Genomic DNA, 21,040 nt, shown 5'->3' with positions numbered 1-21,040 from the left:
GTTATGAATTAATAAGATGGTTTTCTATAATACCGTACACCTCCGTTGCCAACACATTGTCCTTTAACAAAGCACTTTTTTTATTGGTTATCAAAACTGGGTGATCTTTGGGATCTTCGGGCATCCTGCCATGTGATCCTTTAACCAAAGTGGCGTCTAAGGGAATAATATCCATTACCGTTCGGAAACCCAATTTCTTTTTCAACAACTTCCAAATAACCTTTGGCATCAAGAATTTATCCTGGGGATCTGTTAGCATCTCCACTGGGTCGTATCCTGGTTTTTTATGAATGTCTACCATCCTAGCATAATCAGGCGCCTTTTCATCATCCAACCAGAAGTAATAAGTAAACCACGAATCCTTATCCGCTATCACTACCAAATCTCCACAACGTTCATGATCCAATTGCAGACCCTTGATTTCGCTTCCTGAAAGTACTTGCTCAACCCCTTTAAGACCTTTTAAAATAGCCTTGATCTTATCCAAATCCTCCTTATCCTTTACATATACATGGGCCAATTGATGGTCCGCAACGGCAAACGCCTTACTGGCTCCAGCATCCAACAATTCCAGTCCCCTTTCCACACGAATATCAAGGTAACCCTCTTGCCTGAGCTTTCTATTTAAATGGATGGGATTGTTCACATTGGTAATCCCATACTCCGAGAGTAGAATAATATGGGCCGATTTGGTTTCATAATATTCCACCAATTGCTTAACTACATCATCGATCTCCTTTAGATCCTTTGAAATTTTGGTTAAATCGGTCCCGTAGCGTTGCATATTGTAGTCCAAATGCGGCAGGTAGACCAAAGTGAGGGTGGGATCATGCAAAACATCCGTTTTTAAACTGGCGTCCGCTATCCATTGACTGGATTTTATAGAGGTTTTCGGCCCCCAAAAATGGAATAGCGGAAATGTTCCCAATTCATTCTGTAAATGGTCCCGAAGTTCCGCCGGATAGGAATACACATCCGGGATCTTTCTTCCATCGGCCAAATAATTAGGTCTAGGGGTAACACTGTAATCCGCATTGGAATACATATTGTACCACCAGAACATATTGGCACAGCTAAAATTGCTGTCCAGCTTTTTAAGTTTGTCCCATATTTTTTCGGATTGTATAAGGCTATTGGATTGACGCCAAAACTTTACCTCGTGTTCTTCCTTAAAATACCAACCATTACCAACAATACCGTGTTCAGATGGGGTTTTTCCAGTTAAATAGGTGGCCTGCACAGAACAGGTCACCGCAGGCAATTGTGGTGTAATAGTTGCCGAAGCACCTCTTTCCAAAAAAGATTTAATAAAGGGTGTGTGCTCCCCTATCAATCCCCGCGTTAATCCTACAATATTTAACACTACGGTTTTCTTCATGCCTTAAATTTTACCCTTTAACCATTCAATTTCACGGACAATACAATTGGACAGTTCGGTTTTGAGATCTTTCGGCAAGACATCCCAGGTATAGGTCTCTATCTCCAATTGATCCGAAAATTGATCCTTCTTAAGGTATTCCAACACTTTAAGTATCTGGTCCTGGGTAGAAAATAAATGATCGTACCTTTCCAAAAAAATGGGTACATGAAAATGGGACCTTAGCTCTTTGGCATTGGAGCGCTGCTCCAAAACTTCGGGCAAATCCCTATAGGTCACCACTTTATCGCCAATCTTTTCGGTGACTTGATGTAGATAGGTGGGCTCGTTAAACTGACTTAGCGAGTGCCATATAGCCTCATTATCACCCTCTTTAAAAAGAATTTTAAGTGCCGAGCTCACCTGTATTTTACCAACCTTTATCCCAGCTTTCTTAAATTTTACCAATGTATATTCCGGTTCCTCATAGGCTAGGGAAAAATGGCACACGTCATAACAAACAGTTATATGTCTTAGAATTAAATCCTTGGCCGTTTCCTTGCTACACCCCAAAACTGCGATCAATTTTTGAGTGGCTATGGGAATCAAATAGGTATCATAAAAATAAAGAACCTCATCGCTATTCTCTATCATACCATCTGGTTCCGGCTCAATATCCATATGAAGATGCTTACCGGTATTCCTTTCAGTTTCTACCAACTGTAAAACAATCTCCGCCATACTTTCGGCTCCCGTTGCAAAGGCCTTGTCCAAAGCCTCATCGGAAGTATGCCAATGCCTATAACTAACAGGCGAAGTAGAAATACCTCCCGAAATACCTTCAGGAATCAAAAAAGCCAATTGATCAAAAAGTCGCTTGGTATAATCCAATCTTTCTTGGGTGGTCCAATCCGGGGCATGTACCATATCTTTTACCCTTTCGTTATGAAAATTCCCATAAGGGAATCCGTTCATGGTAAAAACATAGAATTGATTACGGTCCAACCAATCCTTGAAATCCTTCAAATTACTACCTTCATTAAGCCCCAAACTTGCTACATTGGACAAACGCAGTCCAATACCAAAAGGAGATTCCGGCGCAACTTCCTTCTTTATTTTAGGTAGATATGTTTTTAGGCTATTATAGGTCTGCTCCCAATCTTCACCAGGATGAATGTTGCTACAATAGCTAAGATGATATTTGTTTTGTATTAACATGAGGTATTGGTTACTTTAGGTTTGTACATTTCGTTTAACCATACAATTGCTTTTCCCATGGTGGAAATATCAATTTCATGCACATCGTGTTTGGCACCTATTTTTGATATCAAGGTAATAGTAAGTTCCCCGCCCAAATGCTCCCTAAATTCCTGAATGCCGTTCAACAAATCATCCAGATCACTATCCTTTTGAATAGGGATATGTAAATCGAACCCAATTTGTTCCAGAACTTTCAAAATGCGGTCCAGGGTCTCCTTACTTATCAACCCTATAAAATGGGCATACACCAAATCCAAGGCCATACCAATGGCAACAGCCTCACCATGACGCAATTGGTAATTGGTCATATATTCCAATTTATGGGCTGCCCAATGACCAAAATCCAAAGGTCTGGAAGATCCACTTTCAAAAGGATCCCCCCCTTGGGCAATATGCTCCATATGCATCTCCGCACAGCGATAAATCAAGTACTCCATGGACTCCATATCACGTGCCCGAAGAAGTGTACTATTCTCCTCAATAAAATCAAAGAATATCGCATCCTTGATCAATGCCACTTTTACCGCCTCCGCTATACCAGAAATCCAATCGCGCTGCTCTAAGGTGGTTAAAAAATTACTGTCGTTTATTATGGCATAAGCTGGAGCAAAAGTCCCCAAAAAATTCTTTTTGCCTAAAATATTAAAACTATTCTTCACCCCTACGGCCGAATCGTTCTGGGACAGTACAGTGGTAGGTATTCTTATCAATTTCACCCCCCTGTGAGCTATGGCAGCGGCATATCCTACCATATCAATGATGGCTCCTCCTCCAATTGCCACAACAAAAGAGTGCCTGCAAATTCGGTTATCATTTACAGCGTTCAATATACGCTCCACATTGTGGTAATCATTCTTACACTGTTCCCCGCCCGTAATCACAATTTGTTCCGTTAGATGTACCACTGAACTATTTTTTACGCAATAGGATGCAATATCGGAGCTTAAATTTGGATGGGCGTCCTGTACACCACTGTCTATTACAAAAAGAACTTTTACATCTCCCTTTTTGTTATACCCACTAATAATATCCCTGAACAAGGGATTATCCAACTTAAAAATATATTCCGTAAAATGGAGCTTATACTCATAAGATACTTTAAAGGATTGCTCTATTGGTTTATAATGTGACATACTTTAAAACGTTAGGTAACTGCGAACAGTTTTGATAAAAAAATAGATAAGGGCAGTAGTAATAGTGTAAGCAACCCTACCCACCAATAGGAAAACCCTACGGCCAAGGTTGCGTCCAAAACAATGATAGAAATCACCCCGGCCATCACAGCCTTTTTAATGTTTTTGGGCGAATTCTCTGCATACGCCTTCAATAAAGGCCTAAATATTAAAAAAGCGAACAGTATTAAAAATGGAATTGCCTCCAATAAATTAAGCCCTGAGGTTGAAAAAAGAACAACAATTCCCAAAATCACAACACTGTACAATCCCCCTGCAAAAATAATATGGCTCTTATTATTACCGTGTACTTCTCCCCTACTAATAAGGGTTATAGCTGCAATATATAATACTGGCAAAACAAAATATACCCAATTGCTGAAATCACCCAAAATGGACACCCCTAGAAGTAAATTTAAACCTCTGCAAACCCCCATATTAAGTGGACCAAAGAAAGAATGATGTTTCCCCAAGGCATCATACAAAAGAATGGAAAGTCCTAAAGAAACGGCTACCATTCCACTTACAGAGCCTACCAAAAACGAAAATAGAACCCCCAAATTCATTAGTACACCTCCAAATATTGCGGCCGCTTGCACAGAAACTAATCCGGAAGGAATAGGTCTTTCCGGGCGCTCTGTTTTGTCCAATTTATGATCAAAGACGTCATTGAGAACAACACCAGCTGCATATAGGAACACGGAGGAAAACACCAACAAAGCTAAATCCCCTAAAATGGACAAATTCCAATCCGCATTAAGGGAAACCCCCATAAATACGCCCGAAATAGCCACACCTGCCAAAACATCGGCAGCAGCTGTAGGTAAATTTGCAGGTCTGGCGAGCCTTAAATATCCTTTCAATACAGGATTCATTATACTATTTTATCCGAATCAACCTTAGGCTCCTGCCCTCGCAAAACACTATTGTCATTATATAATTTGGTTTGATTGATGCCTTGTGGATTTAACCAATCGGATTCCTTCATTTTACCATTTTTTCCGAAAATATCCAATGCATTTTGGTAACAGGTTTTAACCACATCCGATTTGGCTATTCCCCTTTTCAGCATCAGGGAGGCTGTTTTTGGCACTGCCAAAGGATCGCTAACGCCCCAGTCCGCAGAACTATCCACAATAATACGATCGCTTCCAAAATTTCTTACTACCTCCACCATTCTTTCATTCCCCATTTTGGTTTTTGGATAAATCGTAAATGCAGCCCAAAAACCGCGATCCAATACATCCTTAACAGTTTCCTCGTTATTGTGATCAATAACAACCATACCCGGATCAAGACCATGTTCCAAACAAACTTCCATACTTTTTAAGGTTCCCGACTTTTTATCCCTATGCGGGGTATGTATCTGTACGGGAATATTCAATTCTTTGGCCAACTCCAACTGCATTCTAAAATATTTATCCTCGGCTGGGGTCTGATCGTCATAACCAATCTCACCAATGGCTACTACATTTTCCTTGTGCACGTACAACGGCAATAATTCAATTACCTGTTCGGCCAGGGCTTCATTATTGGCCTCCTTGGAATTTAACCCTATAGTGCAATAATGATGTATCCCAAACTGACTGGCCCTAAAAGGCTCCCACCCCACAAGGCTGCTGTAATAATCTTGAAACGACCCTACTTGTGTACGCGGTTGTCCCAGCCAAAATGAAGGCTCTATAATAGCCACTACACCTGCTGCCGCCATTGCCTCATAATCGTCCGTTGTTCTGGAGGACATGTGTACATGTGGGTCAATAATCATCATTTTCTCTTCCATAATAATATTGTATACTTTAATTGATAAACGCTTCTAATATTCAAATGTTTTACCTGCCTTTAAGAACATAAACCAAATATTGTAAAAATCCCTATTCTGAAGGCAACTCTAACCGATAAAGTTAGTTAATTAATGGGTCATAACGAATATAACAAGCCCATTTTAAAAGTGTTTTAACAGAAAACCAAACTACCAACTTTAGCTTAACACTAAAGAATTCAATTTATATTTAGCGCAATAACCGCTTTAATATTTCAATATCATAGCGTTAAAATTGGCTATTATTTGTTCCTTGTCACCTGTACCTTTAAAAACCAGGCATAGGGCATCAAAATCCTTGCTAGGCTTTACCGGGATAAGATAGTTCTTCTTTGCCCCTTTCTCCTTGTTAAAATATTTTAGGGAGCTTTCCCCGATCAATTTACCGTTAGGACTATTTTCCCTAATTTCTACTTTGCCCTCGTACGGATAGTCGGCCCCAAAATACATGAACAACTCTATATTTTTTAAACCCTCCAAGCCAATGTCGTTGAATTTTAAATAGGAATCATTTTTAATGGATCCAACTACCTGGTCTCCTTCCACCTCCCAATTACTCAATCCCCCACTTTTTTCATCAGCATTGGCTCCTTCATACTTCGGAAATTTAAAAACAATTTGATCTCTAACCGAAAGGGAAGATTCAGGCTGCTCCTTACTTCCCCTATCAGTGTACGAAGCCATTAAGACGTACTTACCTTGGCTCTTTTTCGCCTGATGGGCATTAAAACCAACTTCACCTTGTATAGGCAATAGATTTTCATCTTTCCCAATATCCGAATTCAAAGAAAGAATATAATCTACTATTTTATCCACTTCGGAGACCTTAAGTTGGGGGTGTGCGGACATCATACTTTCTCCCCAAACTCCTGAGCCCCCTTTAATGATTTTATCTATCAAATAATTTTTGTCCTTGGCCGAATATCTCGCTGCAATTTCCTCATATGAAGGCCCATTGACCTTAACATTAATGGCATGACAGGCCTTACAGTCCGTATCCTCCATAATTAATTTACCTTCGGGTATGGTGTTCTGTTGATGCCCAATGGTGGCCTTAACCATATCCTCACCTTCCGGAATATAATCAAAGGTGACTTTTACATCCTTGGGATCAATGGTACCCTCAAGGGTACTACCATCCTGTTTATCGGTCACAACAATCTTATAGGCCACTTTAAGTCCATCCCAATACGTTCTGTTCTTGGTATCCAATTCAATTTTTATTTCAGGAATATCATTGCCTACCAATATTTTGTGGGTGGATGTATCCGTGTTTCCTGCTTCATCGGTTACCTTTAAACGAACCGTATAATTCCCGGGTTCATTAAAGGTAAAACTAGGCTCCATAGCCGTATCCTGTACCTCATCCGAATTAAAATACCATTCGTATTGCAATTTGTCCTTATCAAAATCCTCGGAGGTACTCCCTGAAAAATTTACGGTAAATGGCTGGGCACCAACCATTTTATCCGAGGTAATTCGGGAAACCGGCTTGCGGTTACCGTCAACATAACTAATTCTGTTTAAACGGGCATCCATGTTTTGGGAATTCCATTTTTGGCCATATTCAAGGACATAAAGGTTGCCATCAGAAGCAAAAAGCATATCCATCGGATGGGAAAACTCGTTATTGGGCATAAAAGGGTCTGCCTTTACATAGTTGTGATCTTCATCTAAAGTTACCACATAGATCCAATCCCTCATCCACTCATACAATAAAACCTTATCCTCAAAATACTCTGGAAATTTATTGGTAGCATTGGGATAGTTGGAAGTATGATAAATTGGGCCCGCCATAGGGTTAACTCCTCCAGAGCCCAACCATGGAAATTCTTCCGAAGCACCATAGGAAAACCATATCATTGATTCCTGTGCGGGAGGAAGCTCTTTGATACCCGTATTATTGGGAGAATCGTTGATCAATTTGGTAGGATCGAACTTTTTTCCTGGGGTTTCGGTGGTAAAATCATAATCATTATATGCCTGATTATTGCCGCGGGTATAGGGCCATCCCCAATTCCCAGCTTTTCTAGCCTGATCAAATTCACCCATACCATGTGGTCCCCGATTGGGATCGCCCTTACCGGCATCTGGACCAACATCTCCCCAATATAGATACCCTGTTTCACTATCTATAGAAAATCTAAAAGGGTTACGAGACCCCATTACATATATTTCCGGTCTAGTATTAGGAGTACCTACTGGGAAAAGATTCCCTTCAGGAATGGAATAGGTTCCGTCGTCCTCTGGTTTAATTCTCAATATCTTTCCTCTAAGATCATTGGCATTGGCCGCCGATTTTTGCGCATCCCATAATGCCCTACCTTCCCGTTCGTCTATCGGAGCAAAACCGGAAGACTCAAAAGGGTTAGTGTTGTCCCCCAGACCAATAAACAAATTACCATCGGGACCAAATTCCAAGGCCCCCCCACTATGGCAGCATTTACGCATTGTTGGAATGGTCAATAGATTTTTTTCAGAGGCAAAATCCAAGGAATCACCCACCAAAGTAAATCTTGAAATCCGTTGTTCGCTTTTATCTCCTGGAGCGGAATAGAATAAGTAAATCCAATTATTTTTTTTATAATCGGGATCAACCGCTATACCCAACAAACCATCCTCATTACCATAAAACAAATCCAATTGGGCCAGCTGTTTCGTTTTTTCCTCCTTAAAATCATAAAGCTTCAAGGCACCCCGGCGTTCAACGAACAATATCCCTCTACCCGGTAATTCTTCAATTTCCATTGGCTCGTTCAGGTTAAAATCGAGCACCTTGCGAACATACCTGTTTTCCTCAGGAATCCTTTCGGTCTTTGCCTTGCTGTAATCCAATACCGCATCCCCGACTGCATAGGTAATACCGCCCAAAATGTGATTTAAAAAATCCGTATCTTCAAAAGTGGCATCGGTATGTCCCATTTCCGTATAAAAAGATCTTCCCCCGTCATATTCGTGATACCAGGATATGGGATGGTGTTCCCCATTTTCCCCTCCCTCATAACTGGTCTCGTCAATTTCTATCAATACCTTTATTGCTGGGTTGATATCCCTAAAATTATACCATTCGTCCGTCTTCATCCATGTATCGGACATAGATTTCGTAGCTGGATGATTTTTATCCACTATATTCAACCTTGCCTCCTGAATTTTAGGATGCCCCTTAAAATAGGCGCCCACTAATTTATTGTACCAAGGCCAACCGTACTCCGTATCCGTAGCCGCATGGATTCCCATAAATCCCCCACCAGCTTGAATATATCTTTCAAAATCTGCCTGTTGCACCTCATTTAATATATCGCCAGTAGTATTTAAAAATACAACTGCGGAATATTGCTTTAATATTTCTTCGGTAAAATAGGTCGCATCTTCGGTTGTGTCGACCAAGAATCCATTTTCTGTACCCAATTTTTTCAATGCCTCTGCTCCTGCCTCAATGGATCCATGCCTAAATCCTTCCGTTTTACTAAACACCAATAATTTGGTTTCCTTGGAGGTACAGGAGCCTAGAATACAAACTAGGATAAGTCCCATTACCAACTTTAAAATATTATCCATAAAATTCAATTAATTAAATACTATTCTTTGATCAAGGTGTCGCAAATGTAGATTCAATTGTAACCTTCAAATCTGAAAAACACCTCAACCAAAAACAAATTATACATTTATAAATACTTTTTTTGCCTAAAATGTAGAATTCTTTACAATAATGCAGCAATTTAAATCATTTGAAAAGAATTTTATATAAACCAGTAAAAAAAGACGACTATGGACCATCATTACCCTATTCCAAGTTGGGCCTTTTAAAATGGAAATGCACATCTTATAAATATCTGAATTAAAGTGAGTGCTTCTGTCATAAACGTTCTTAGTTTCTGCCGATATTAGGCCATACTAAGTTCATGCCAGTATGCTGCCAGGAGTAAAGGCCAAAAAATCCATCCCACCAATTTACATCCTACCTTGTACTATATCTTAAACAATATACCAGAGGAGGTGCTGCGGTTCCAGTATCGGACCTATCTACCAAACGCTCCAGTTTATTAAAAAAAGAGATTAGCCATAAGAAACCAGCATACGCAACACCAATGGCGCCTATGCCACATGTGCCCAAAGATGAAGCTCTTAAAATTGCCGGATAGATCAATTCATATAAGAAGAAAGACTTAACAACATCCAATAAAAAAAGCGGCTCAATGTTACCGTTGAGCCGCTCTTTTTATTTTTAAAATGTAACACTATTCTTTAAGGTTCTGCCAAGTAATACTACCATTTTCGATTCCTTTTACAAGCGCAGGAAATTCTGTCAACAATGCCTTCGCTTCAGTGGAATTGGAGTGGTAACAACAAAGAGCGGCAGCTTTTCGTTCGGCAATATTTTCGCTCGAAAATAATCTTTTCATGTCCTTTAAGAGTTTTTCGTTCATAAAATTGCTCACTGGCCTCCAAAAGCAGGGATCTATTTCCCTTGATGCCGCCCAACGCTCATGGGCGTAATCCGAAATAATTCTTGTAAGCTCCTTGTTTCCCCGTTGTTCTACCTGCACTATTTCATTGAGATTTTGCTGCATAAATGCAGCCTTAAGGTACATTTGGTTCCATTGCTGTTCATTAAAATAAAGAGCAGGATAAGGATTGTTCAACGCTATAGCATCAAAAACAGTAGAAATATTGGTCCTAAGTGCCTCCACGGCCTGTACTTTATAGTTTTCTGGATGCGGCAACAACACCAAAAATTTAAGGAAGGTCTCAAGTTCACTCTTATCCGCCACTTCAATAATATTGGCCACCTTGGCCTTAAAAAAATCCTCCTTGGCCTCCAACACCCTATAAAGCAAATAGATTCTACCTATCTGCTGAAGGTTTGCATGTTGTATTTCAAGGTAACCCTTTAACTCCTTATCATCCAATAAGAGCGACAAATCTTTTTCCGATCTAATTTTTGTGGGTACCAAGCTATAGGTCAGATATAAATCCTTTGTGGACTCTGATTCCACAATGCCTTCAATTTTTGAAAACAGCCATTGCTTATTTTCATTGTCCACATTATCCTCTAAAATTTTCAGAAGCTGGGTACCGATATTTTTAAATAACATATTACAATATATTTGTTCAGTGTTAAACCATAAATTTTAATAAAACATATAGTAAGCCTATGTGTAATTCAAATTATTGCACAAGGCCTACAAAGAAGGCTTAAATATAAAACTATATCAGCATTAATTACCGCGGTTTATGGTATTCTTTCTATTTTTGAAATAGAAAATTGTGCTATGTTAGGTTTAAAGTTACCCACAGACCCAAGATGGGTCAACATTGTTGAGAAAAATATTGATGAAATATTAACGGACCATGCCTATTGCGAGCAAAAGGCGGCAAGCACGGCTATTTCATTGATCGTGAGCTTTCCCGAATACACGGAACTTACCCAAGAAATGATAGCCTTGTCCAGGGAGGAAATGGGACATTTTAAAATGGTACATGACCGCATATTAGCCCGTGGAAAAACATTGGGAAGAGACAGAAAGGACGACTACGTCATAGCATTATTAAAGTTTTTCCCGAAGGGAGGCAGCAGAACCACCCAGTTGGTGCACCGATTGTTATATGCTGCATTAATTGAGGCCCGGAGCTGTGAACGCTTTAGATTGCTATCCGAGCAATTACAAGATAAAGAGCTGGCAGATTTTTACCATAAACTAATGATCAGTGAAGCAGGTCATTACACCATGTTTTTAAACTTCGCCCGCACGTATGGAGATCGCAAGGAGGTGGACAAGAAATGGGACGCTCTACTAACTTATGAAGCATCGATCATGAAGGATCTGGGCAATACTGAAACCGTACACGGCTAAATTGCCTTTCGGCAAAAAGGTCCAATAAATCCAACTTCTGTACCAGAATCCCTTAGTCTTTGGTATAGTACAGTGTTTTAATAATTCCGTCTGACAACCCTATTTTGGGTACATGAATTTTTTTGGCTCCGATCCACTTGGCAGAAGAGACAAAAATTTGTGTTGCAGGAATAATTACATCTGCCCTATCAGGATTTAGTCCCAATTCCGAAACCCTTTCCTCAAAAGTTAAGCTGGCCAGAAAATGATATTGCGCCCTTAGCCAAATATAAGACAGGGACTCTCCTTCCTTTCGACCGGACATTTTGTGTAGTTTATTAATGTTTCCCCCAGAACCAATGATCGATAAATTGGGCAGCCCCTTAACGTGTTTCTTTAGCCAGAGTTCCAGATCGTTCCACATAGAATCATTTACCATACCGTTCAGGAGCCGAACGGTTCCAATCTTAAAGGATTCCGAAATTTTTATTTTCCCTTCAGAAAATACAGTGAACTCCGTACTCCCTCCGCCCACATCTATATAAAGATAAGTCTCATCTTTCCTTATCAAATTCTTAAGGTCTGTAGAGGCTATAATTGAAGCCTCCCTTTCCCCGTCTATAAGTTGAATCTGTACGCCTGAAGCCTCTAAGATATTATCAATAACCAGCTGCCCATTATCAGCTTCCCTCATGGCCGAAGTAGCACAGGCCATATATTTTTCCACCCCATGTACTTCCATTAAAAGTTGAAACGCCTTCATAGCATTCAACAAGCGTTCTTCATTGCGTTTGGAAATAGTCCCATTTTTAAACACATCCTCCCCAAGCCTGATAGGCAATCGTACCAGGGCACTTTTTCTAAAGAGGGTATCTTTCCCTTCTTCTTCAATTACGTTATGGGTAAGTAAGCGTATAGCATTGGAGCCAATATCTATAGCGGCATATTTCCGTACTTTCAAAGTAGCTGTTTTTTTTAGGAATTCAATTTATTGAGGTAATAATCATAGGTAGCGAATTGTGAACGCACTTTGGGGTTATTGTTCTTTCTATATGCATTATCGTGTCTTTCAGAAAACATCCTTGCCTTTACGTTATCCCTCCAAGAAATATCAAAGGTATCCAGAAGTTCCTGCTTTACGTCACCATCATATATCGGCACTCCGACTTCTACACGATAATCCAAATTTCTCGTCATCCAATCGGCAGAGGAGATATATACTTTTGAATTACCATCATTTCCAAAAATGAAGATTCTAGGATGCTCCAAAAATTTATCCACAATACTAATGGCCTCTATGTTTTCGCTCATGCCCTTAACACCTGGCACCAAGCAGCAAATACCCCTGATAATAAGCTGAATTTTTACACCCGCCCTACTGGCTTCATACAGCTTATCTACCATTTTATATGACGTAAAGCTGTTCATTTTTATCTTTATATAAGCCTCTTTGCCTGCCTTTGCATTTTGAATTTCCTTATCGATCAACTTCTTGAACACATTTTTGGTGTAGTGGGGAGAAACTATAAGATGTTTGTATTTATTGATCTTATAGGTAGTCTCAAAGAAATCGAAAACTTTGTTCAATTCTTTCAATATACCGTCATGTGCCGTGAATAAGGTATAATCCGTATAGATACGGGCCGTTGATTCATTAAAGTTTCCAGTACTAACAAACCCGTAGCGTTTAATTTGGGTACCCTCTTCCCTCTCTACAAGACATATTTTACTGTGCACTTTTAAGCCGCGAACACCGAATATAAGCTTTACCCCCTCTGCCTGTAACTGTTCCGCATATTCAATATTGGCCTGTTCGTCGAACCTGGCCTGCAATTCTATCTGCACTGTAACGTGTTTTCCATTTTTTACGGCGTTTATCAAGGAAGCCGCCACTTGGGAGTTATCGGCCAATCTATATACCGTAATCTTGATATTTCTCACCTTGGGATCCAAGGCTGCTTCCCTTAAAAATTTAATGATATAGGAAAAGGTCTGGTATGGGGTATACTGCAGGAAATCCTTTTCCGATATCCGCTCAAAAAGGCTTCCTTCCATTGAAATTCCCTTAACGGGCAATGGAGATATCTTATCGTACATTAAATCATTTCTTCCCAAACTTGGAAAGCCCATATAGTCACGTCTATTGTGATATCTTCCTCCTGGAATTACACTATCCGTATCCTCAATGTCCATTTTTTCCTTTAAGAAATCGAGGGTATCCTTACCAATGCTCTTATCGTAAACAAAACGCACAGGATCACTTATTTTCCTATGCTCCACACTGGACGATATTTTTTCAATAAAGCTCTTGCTCAGGTCGTTATCCATATCCAACTCGGCATCACGGGTAATTTTGATCATATGTGCAGATATGGATTCATAGTCGAACATATTAAAAATACTCCCCAGACAATACCTGATAAGATCATCAAGAATGATGATATAGTTTTTGTCGCCCTCCTTGGGCAACACCACAAAACGATCTATACCCTTAGGAATTTCAATAAGTGCATACCGCTTTTCTTTGACATTGGATTTGCTGCCGGGCTCTTTCTTTAATATTAATTTTACCGCAAGATAGGCCGCAGTATCCTTCAGCATAGGGAAGCCGGCCAAATCGTTTAAAATAATGGTCATCAAAACTGGACTGACCTTTTCGATGAAATAATTTTTAATAAAGGAACATTGGGACTCCGTTATTTTTTTTTCATTGATCAAAAAAATATTCTGGGTTTCCAGTTCCTTTTCAATATCACTTAAGATCTTTAAACTTTTGGTTTGCTGCTTAATTACGATTTCGGTAATTTCCTCGAGTAGATCTTTTGCCGTTTCCCCGCCCAAGACACTTTTACCAGATCTGCCTGCTTCTACAATTCTTTTAACGGTTGCATACCTTACCTTAAAAAATTCATCCAAATTATTGGAAAATATCCCTAAAAATCGAAGGCGCTCTATTAAAGGAACATTCTTGTCCGCACTTTCCTGTAAAACCCTCTCATTAAAACTTAACCAACTAATTTCTCTGTTTATATATTGATTTTTACTCTTGATCATTCTTTTAATTGTTTTGGAAAAAGTGTCTGTACCGTAATTCCTTTTGTCACGGCACTCCAATCGTTTATGTCAAATTTTAATTGTACCAGCCCACTGGTGGGAACATTGTCAATATACATGTTTCCCAGAGAATTGGCAATATGCGTAAAAGCTTCGTTGTGTCCAAAAATAATTACCGTATCCAAGCCATTGTTCAATCCCTTAACAAATCGGTATACGTCCTCCCCTGAAAAATCATAAAGTTCATTGGACAGTTCAAATTTTGTATATGGAAAGTTTATAGTTCTTAAAAAAATCATAGCGGTATGCAAAGCCCTATTGGCGGGACTGGAATAGGCCGCATCAATATGGATTATATTGGACAAAAATTCCTTTGCCACCTTATTTACATCCTTTATACCCCTTTCCATTAGGGGCCTGTCCCTGTCGGAAACATTGTATTCCCATGACGATTTTCCGTGCCTTACCAATATTACCGTTTTCATACGTTTAAATCATTTTAATTCATTCCTAAAAAAAAAAATCAAAAATGGAGAGCGTGTAAATTGTTCATTACCTTTTTTACCACATAGTAATTGGCACATCCCCATTACCATTCAAATCCAATGCGTTGGCCAAGCGTCAAGGGGCCAACCTTTCAATTTTCCAATCGAAATTGGCCTGAAGACTATAACGTATCCTATCGTGCAATCTATTGGGCCGTCCTTGCCAGAATTCAATGGACACAGGCTTTACAATAAATCCGCCCCAATATTTGGGACGCTCTATCTCCTTATTTTCATATTCCTTCTCCAAATCCTTTAATTTCTTCTCCAAATAATCCCTACTCGGAACCACCTCGCTCTGGTTGGAGACTATTGCACCTAGCTTGCTACCATCGGGTCGCGATTCAAAATAGCCATCAGATAAATTTTCAGCAATTTTCTCCGCTCTTCCCTTAATTATGACCTGCCTTTCCATATTGGGCCAAAAAAAGGAAATGCAAACATTGGGGTTTTGGGTTATGGCCCTACCCTTTTCACTTTCATAATTGGTATAAAAAATAAAACCTTCAAAGGTGTACTTTTTCAACAATACCACCCTGTTCTTTGGAAACCCGTCCAAACCTATGGTAGAGACCGTCATGGCATTGGGTTCATCTACCCCATCTGATGCCTCAACCTCATAAAACCATTTTTGAAACAACTCCATAGGGTTATCCGAAATAACCTCTTCTGTAAGAGAGCTTTTTTCATAGGATTTCCTGTAATTCCCTAGGTCTTTTTGCATATGTACTCTTGGATATTATTATCGTGAAAAGTTACTATACAAAATTGCATAAAACAAACTGAAACACGAAAAGTAAGTGGAGTTTTTTTAAACTCTAGAAACCAAGGATTGACCGATATAATTACACACAATTATAGTTTGGCAATAGCCCCTCCAAAACAATGTTTATGCCCAATAACTCAAGCATAAATTTTAAGGAGTATGGACTAACAAGGAAAGCAAATAGCTTTAAAATAAAAACAGTCAAGTCTTAGTAACAATATTGCGTTTTATTTGGACTAAAGTTCAAACTCCTTGCCATCGTCCGCTAGCTCCACATTTGGAAATATGGTTTGGGCCTCTTCCTTAAAAAGGTCCAGAGATTGATATCTAGTTGAAAAATGTCCCAATATCAACATCCCTACATTAGCTTCCTTGGCAATGGTAGCGGCCTCTTTGGCGGTGGCATGTTTTGTTTTCGGAGCCAATCTTTTTTCTGTCTCCAAGAATGTGGCCTCATGATACAACACATCCACATTCCGGATCCAAGGAATAATTTTGGCTGAAAATGCCGTGTCACTACAAAAAGCATAACTTTTGGGAGCGGGAGGATCAAAAGTCAACAAGGCATTGGGGATAACACTATTATTATCCAAAACAATGTCTTTGCCGTTCTTGATATTCTGAAAATAACATTTGTCTATTTTGTATTTGGCTACAGCTTTTACATTTAATTTGCGTTCGCCCAGCTGCTCCCTTATCAGAAAACCATTGGTATATATCCTGTGTTCTAAAGGAATTGTGGTTATGGACACCTTGTCATCCTCATAAATCCTTTCGGGCTCTGTTGAAGTTAATTCGTGAAAAATTAGGGGGTAATTGGTCCATGAATCCCCTAATTTAAGAAATAAGGTAATCGCCTCCTTAATTCCTTTTGGGCCATATACATGCAATTCATTGGTCCTGCCCAATAACCTAAAAGTAGATATTAACCCTGGCAAGCCAAAAAAATGGTCTCCGTGCAAATGCGATATTAAAATATGATTGATACGGGAAAACTTTATCTTGCTCTTACGCAATTGTACCTGTGTTCCTTCTCCACAGTCTATTAAAAACAATTGATTCTTAATCTCAAGTACTTGTGACGTAGGATTGTTCAAAGATCTTGGTGTTGCAGCATAACAACCCAATACAGTTAGTTTCATAAAAATGAAATATTGAAAGTGGAAAATGGAAGATTATTCCCTGGTTATATTTAAAAGACACCTAATCGACAGCAATAACCTAATAACTTTGGCATTTACTTCAATAAAAATCTTACTCCCACTATCACTTATAAATTATAAATTCTTAAAGGTCCAAGTCCCTTTCGATCTCCTCCATTTCTATAATATCCTTAGCCTCCTGAATGGTAGGCACCACACAGATGCGATCTGGGACCTCATCATAGGATACTTTTCCGGTAACCAAAACGAAGGATTTTTTAGTTTTCCGATGAGCATCGGAGAGCTCCAAAAATTCCAAAACGTCGTTGGAAGTCAGTTTTGAAAAGGAAAAAAGATTCACAATAATATGATCGTTCTTAATCTTAGGATACATGTCCCTAAAATTGGATAGAAACTTGTTTAATGAGATATTTTCTTGAAGAACCGTAGTTACATTCCCTTCTTTATCCAAAATCATAGGCCTATTATTTAATTTTTGACGCCAACAAATAAATCACTGCCATACGTATGGCGACCCCATTTTCTACCTGGTTCAATATAATGGATTGTTTGGAATCCGCCACATCACTGGTTATTTCCACTCCACGGTTAATGGGACCCGGGTGCATAATTACAATTTCCTTATCCAAGCTATTCAACAAAGCCTTATTAACCCCAAACTGCTGGGTGTACTCCCTTGTTGTAGGGAAATAACTAATATCCAGTCTTTCATTCTGAATACGTAGCATATTGGCAACATCGCACCAGTTCAACGCTTTTCGCAAATTGGTTTCCACGGTAACACCTAAGGATTCTATATGTTTAGGAATCAATGTTTTAGGTCCACAAACCTTTACATTGGCACCCTGTAATTGCAAGGCGAAGATATTGGAAAGTGCCACCCGTGAATGAAGAATATCTCCTACGATGACCACATTTTTACCTGCTACATCCCCTAATTTTTCTCTAATGGAATAGGAATCCAACAAGGCCTGGGTGGGATGCTCATGGGCACCATCACCAGCATTGACTATAGAGGCCTTAACATGTTTGGAAAGGAATATTCCAGCTCCAGGGTTGGGATGGCGCATTACCACCATATCTACCTTCATGGAAAGAATATTATTTACTGTATCTATCAAGGTCTCCCCTTTTTTCACGGAAGATTGTGCTGCAGAAAAATTAACAACATCTGCGGACAACCTCTTTTCCGCCAACTCAAAGGAAAGTCGTGTACGGGTACTGTTTTCAAAAAATATATTGGCTATGGTAATATCTCGTAGGGAAGGAACTTTTTTGATAGATCGGTTGATCACTTCCTTAAAGTGATCTGCCGTTTCAAAAATGAGCTGAATATCCGATTCCTTCAGATACTTGATTCCCAACAAGTGTTTTACACTTAATTCGCCCATATCTATGTCTTTACTAAATATATTACATCCTCCCCATCATTTTCCTCCCACATTACCTTAACTTTTTCTCCATTTATGGCATCTACTTGCCTCCCCCTATAATTGGGCTGAATGGGCAAATGCCTGCTAAAACGCCGATCGATCAATGTCAACAACTCAATTTCCAACGGCCTTCCAAAAGACTGTATTGCCGTTAAAGCTGCCCTTATGCTTCTGCCTGTATAAAGTACATCATCCACAAAAACTACTTTCTTATCCTCTACAAGAAAATCGATTTTGGTCTTGTTGGCTTCCAAGGTCTTGTCACCCCTCCTAAAATCATCGCGATAAAATGTTATATCCAAGAATCCCAAATCTATATTCTTTACCCCGTAGTCCTCTTTAAGGATCTTGGCAAGGCGTGTAGCCAGAAATATTCCCCTAGGTTGTATCCCTATAAGAACGGTATTTTTAAAATCGAGATGGTTTTCTAATAATTGACAAGCCAGGCGATGCAGGATAATATTTATTTCTTTGGAAGAAAGTAATACTTTTTGACTCATAGATGATTTGGCCAGTGCTTTTGAAATACAAAAGTAGGGATTTCTATTTAATATTGTCGCCATAAAGACAAAAGACCGCTAGAGAACAGAAATTAGTATTTTGAACCCCCACGCAATGCCCTGAGAACCCAAGGGTTGCACTTTTTCAACGTCCGAAGCAATCTTAACCCGGGAATTCAACACACCTTTAATTACTAGCCTAAAAGACATCTGAATCCCAAATATTTTACCAATAAAAAAGCCCTGACATATGCCAGGGCCCCTTTATATAAATAATCTAAAAGCTTACTTCTTTTTCTTGTCGTTAGCTTCCATTTTATCTTTCAACGCTTGCAATGCTTCATTGGCATCACCTATGGTAGGCTTAGCTTCATCAGCAGAGGCTGCAGCTTTTTTAACGGCAGCTTTTACATTACGTTGTTCCTCTTCTCTAAAGATAGCGGTATGACTAGCTACAACCCTTTTGAATTCTTTGTTGAACTCAATGATTTTGAACTCGGCCTCTTCACCTTTTACCAATTTCTTGCCATCTTCTTTTTCTAAATGACGTGATGGTACAAAGGCAACGATATCCTCGTTAAAATCGATAGTTGCTCCTTTATCCACTATTTCAGCGATAGTTCCTTTGTGAACTGTATCTAAAGCAAATTCAGTTTCGTACTTATCCCAAGGATTTTCTGTTGTCTGTTTGTGTCCCAAACTTAGTTTACGACCTTCAACATCCAATTCCAATACTTCAACTTCTAAAGTATCACCTACGGTTACAAACTCTGATGGATGCTTAATTTTCTTGGTCCAAGAAAGATCTGAGATGTAGATCAACCCGTCTATTCCTTCTTCCAATTCAACAAACACACCAAAATTGGTGAAATTACGAACAATACCTTTATGCTTAGATCCAACAGGATATTTGCTAGTGATATCAGTCCATGGATCTGGAGTTAATTGCTTAATTCCAAGAGACATTTTACGGTCTTCCCTATCCAAGGTCAATACTACAGCTTCTACCTCGTCACCAACTTTTACGAAATCCTGTGCGGAACGTAAATGTGTAGACCAAGACATTTCAGAAACGTGGATCAATCCTTCAACACCTTCTGCAACTTCGATAAATGCACCGTAGTCAGCTATAACAACTACCTTACCTTTAACTTTGTCTCCAATTTTAATGTCTTCGCTAAGTGCATCCCAAGGATGTTTCTCCAATTGCTTAAGACCTAACTGGATTCTAGATTTGTTCTCATCAAAGTCAAGGATAACAACGTTCAATTTCTGATCCAATTCCACCACTTCATTTGGATGGTTGATTCTGCTCCAAGAAAGATCAGTAATATGTACCAATCCATCAACACCACCAAGATCAATAAAGACACCGTAAGAAGTAATGTTTTTAACAACACCTTCAAGAACCTGTCCTTTTTCCAATTGACCAATGATCTCTTTTTTCTGTTCTTCAATATCAGCCTCGATCAACGCCTTATGCGAAACAACTACGTTTTTGAATTCGTGGTTTATCTTAACCACTTTGAATTCCATAGTTTTGTTTACATACTGATCGTAATCACGGATTGGCTTAACATCTATTTGTGAACCTGGTAAGAATGCCTCAATTCCAAAAACATCCACGATCATACCACCTTTGGTTCTGCATTTTACAAAACCACTAACAATCTCCTCTTTGTCATGGGCCGCATTTACACGATCCCAAGCCATAATAGTTCTTGCCTTTCTGTGTGAAAGCACCAACTGTCCACTTTTATCCTCACGGATATCGATCAACACCTCTACCTTATCACCAACCTTTAGGTCAGGATTGTATCGGAATTCGTTCAGTGAAATAACACCTTCAGATTTGGCATTAATATCAATAATCGCCTCACGTTCTGTAAGGTACACTACTGTTCCCTGTACTACTTCTTCGTCTGCAGTATCTACAAAGTTTTCAGCGACCAAGCTTTCAAATTCCTTTAATTTGGAATCATCAACGCGCTCTATTCCTTGCTCGTACTTGTCCCAATCAAAATTCTCCAAAAACTCTTTTGGATCTTGCGCTTGGGTTTCTACTTTTGTTTCTTGTGTAGCTTCGGTAGTTTCTTCTACCTCAACTGTTGTTTTTTCTTCAGCCATTTGCTGA

At 39.3% G+C, this 21,040-nt stretch carries 17 protein-coding genes; 1 reads left to right on the top strand and 16 read right to left on the bottom strand.

Going from position 1 to position 21,040, the window contains the following annotated elements:
- Position 1 precedes the first annotated feature (1 nt).
- The 7 genes from MWU82_RS07250 to MWU82_RS07220 all read right to left on the bottom strand — a co-directional run bounded on the left by MWU82_RS07250 (position 2) and on the right by MWU82_RS07220 (position 10,707).
- On the bottom strand, positions 2 to 1,378 hold the full coding sequence (locus tag MWU82_RS07250) for a nucleotide pyrophosphatase/phosphodiesterase family protein (protein WP_247095850.1): 1,377 nt from the start codon (positions 1,376 to 1,378) through the stop codon (positions 2 to 4).
- Positions 1,379 to 1,381: 3 nt separating this feature from the next.
- Positions 1,382 to 2,575: a metabolite traffic protein EboE gene (eboE, locus tag MWU82_RS07245; protein WP_247095848.1), complete on the bottom strand. Its 1,194-nt coding sequence runs from the start codon at positions 2,573 to 2,575 to the stop codon at positions 1,382 to 1,384.
- The gene (locus tag MWU82_RS07240; protein WP_215946535.1) at positions 2,569 to 3,750 is read right to left on the bottom strand and encodes a 3-dehydroquinate synthase; all 1,182 of its coding nucleotides are present in this window, start codon (positions 3,748 to 3,750) and stop codon (positions 2,569 to 2,571) included. The genes eboE and MWU82_RS07240 overlap by 7 nt, the downstream gene beginning before the upstream one ends.
- Before the next feature lie 11 nt (positions 3,751 to 3,761).
- Positions 3,762 to 4,664, bottom strand: coding sequence for a UbiA-like protein EboC (gene eboC / locus MWU82_RS07235; protein WP_247095846.1), 903 nt, complete (start codon positions 4,662 to 4,664; stop codon positions 3,762 to 3,764).
- Positions 4,664 to 5,572, bottom strand: coding sequence for a TatD family hydrolase (locus MWU82_RS07230; RefSeq protein WP_215946533.1), 909 nt, complete (start codon positions 5,570 to 5,572; stop codon positions 4,664 to 4,666). The genes eboC and MWU82_RS07230 overlap by 1 nt, the downstream gene beginning before the upstream one ends.
- A gap of 246 nt (positions 5,573 to 5,818) precedes the next feature.
- Positions 5,819 to 9,169 (bottom strand): ThuA domain-containing protein, encoded by a 3,351-nt coding sequence (locus MWU82_RS07225; protein ID WP_247095844.1) that lies wholly within the window; start codon positions 9,167 to 9,169, stop codon positions 5,819 to 5,821.
- Between the two features lie 680 nt (positions 9,170 to 9,849).
- Positions 9,850 to 10,707 (bottom strand): EboA domain-containing protein, encoded by an 858-nt coding sequence (locus MWU82_RS07220; RefSeq protein ID WP_247095843.1) that lies wholly within the window; start codon positions 10,705 to 10,707, stop codon positions 9,850 to 9,852.
- 177 nt (positions 10,708 to 10,884) lie between these two features.
- Between MWU82_RS07220 and MWU82_RS07215 the strand changes: the two genes are divergently transcribed.
- Positions 10,885 to 11,466, top strand: coding sequence for a tRNA-(ms[2]io[6]A)-hydroxylase (locus tag MWU82_RS07215; protein WP_215946530.1), 582 nt, complete (start codon positions 10,885 to 10,887; stop codon positions 11,464 to 11,466).
- Positions 11,467 to 11,518: 52 nt separating this feature from the next.
- On the opposite strand, the gene MWU82_RS07210 is transcribed toward MWU82_RS07215, so the two are convergent.
- The 9 genes from MWU82_RS07210 to rpsA form a co-directional block, all read right to left on the bottom strand.
- Positions 11,519 to 12,406 carry an exopolyphosphatase gene (locus tag MWU82_RS07210; protein ID WP_215946529.1) on the bottom strand — a complete coding sequence of 296 codons (888 nt, stop codon included), beginning with the start codon at positions 12,404 to 12,406 and terminating at the stop codon, positions 11,519 to 11,521.
- A 14-nt stretch (positions 12,407 to 12,420) separates the two neighbouring features.
- Positions 12,421 to 14,499 carry a polyphosphate kinase 1 gene (ppk1, locus tag MWU82_RS07205; RefSeq protein ID WP_215946528.1) on the bottom strand — a complete coding sequence of 693 codons (2,079 nt, stop codon included), beginning with the start codon at positions 14,497 to 14,499 and terminating at the stop codon, positions 12,421 to 12,423.
- A complete protein-coding gene (locus MWU82_RS07200; RefSeq protein ID WP_247095841.1) occupies positions 14,496 to 14,984 on the bottom strand; it encodes a histidine phosphatase family protein in 489 nt (162 codons plus the stop codon). Before MWU82_RS07200 ends, ppk1 begins: the two co-directional genes overlap by 4 nt.
- Positions 14,985 to 15,120: 136 nt before the next feature.
- Complete coding sequence (gene pdxH / locus MWU82_RS07195; RefSeq protein WP_215946526.1) at positions 15,121 to 15,768, bottom strand: pyridoxamine 5'-phosphate oxidase; 648 nt, start codon at positions 15,766 to 15,768, stop codon at positions 15,121 to 15,123.
- A 278-nt stretch (positions 15,769 to 16,046) separates the two neighbouring features.
- Positions 16,047 to 16,952 carry a ribonuclease Z gene (locus MWU82_RS07190; protein WP_247095840.1) on the bottom strand — a complete coding sequence of 302 codons (906 nt, stop codon included), beginning with the start codon at positions 16,950 to 16,952 and terminating at the stop codon, positions 16,047 to 16,049.
- A gap of 145 nt (positions 16,953 to 17,097) precedes the next feature.
- Positions 17,098 to 17,430 (bottom strand): ribonuclease Z, encoded by a 333-nt coding sequence (locus MWU82_RS07185; protein ID WP_215946524.1) that lies wholly within the window; start codon positions 17,428 to 17,430, stop codon positions 17,098 to 17,100.
- A 7-nt stretch (positions 17,431 to 17,437) separates the two neighbouring features.
- Positions 17,438 to 18,364 (bottom strand): aspartate carbamoyltransferase catalytic subunit, encoded by a 927-nt coding sequence (locus tag MWU82_RS07180; protein ID WP_215946523.1) that lies wholly within the window; start codon positions 18,362 to 18,364, stop codon positions 17,438 to 17,440.
- A 2-nt stretch (positions 18,365 to 18,366) separates the two neighbouring features.
- Positions 18,367 to 18,906 (bottom strand): bifunctional pyr operon transcriptional regulator/uracil phosphoribosyltransferase PyrR, encoded by a 540-nt coding sequence (pyrR, locus tag MWU82_RS07175; protein ID WP_247095838.1) that lies wholly within the window; start codon positions 18,904 to 18,906, stop codon positions 18,367 to 18,369.
- Between the two features lie 285 nt (positions 18,907 to 19,191).
- Entirely contained in the window at positions 19,192 to 21,033 is a 1,842-nt protein-coding gene (gene rpsA, locus MWU82_RS07170) for a 30S ribosomal protein S1 (protein WP_215946522.1), read from the bottom strand.
- Positions 21,034 to 21,040 lie beyond the last annotated feature (7 nt).

Origin of the sequence: Arenibacter sp. S6351L (assembly GCF_023016025.1) — a bacterium.
Lineage (GTDB): Bacteria > Bacteroidota > Bacteroidia > Flavobacteriales > Flavobacteriaceae > Arenibacter > Arenibacter algicola_B.
Note: the sequence above shows the minus strand (reverse complement) of the source record. Positions and strands in the feature narration are given on the sequence as shown.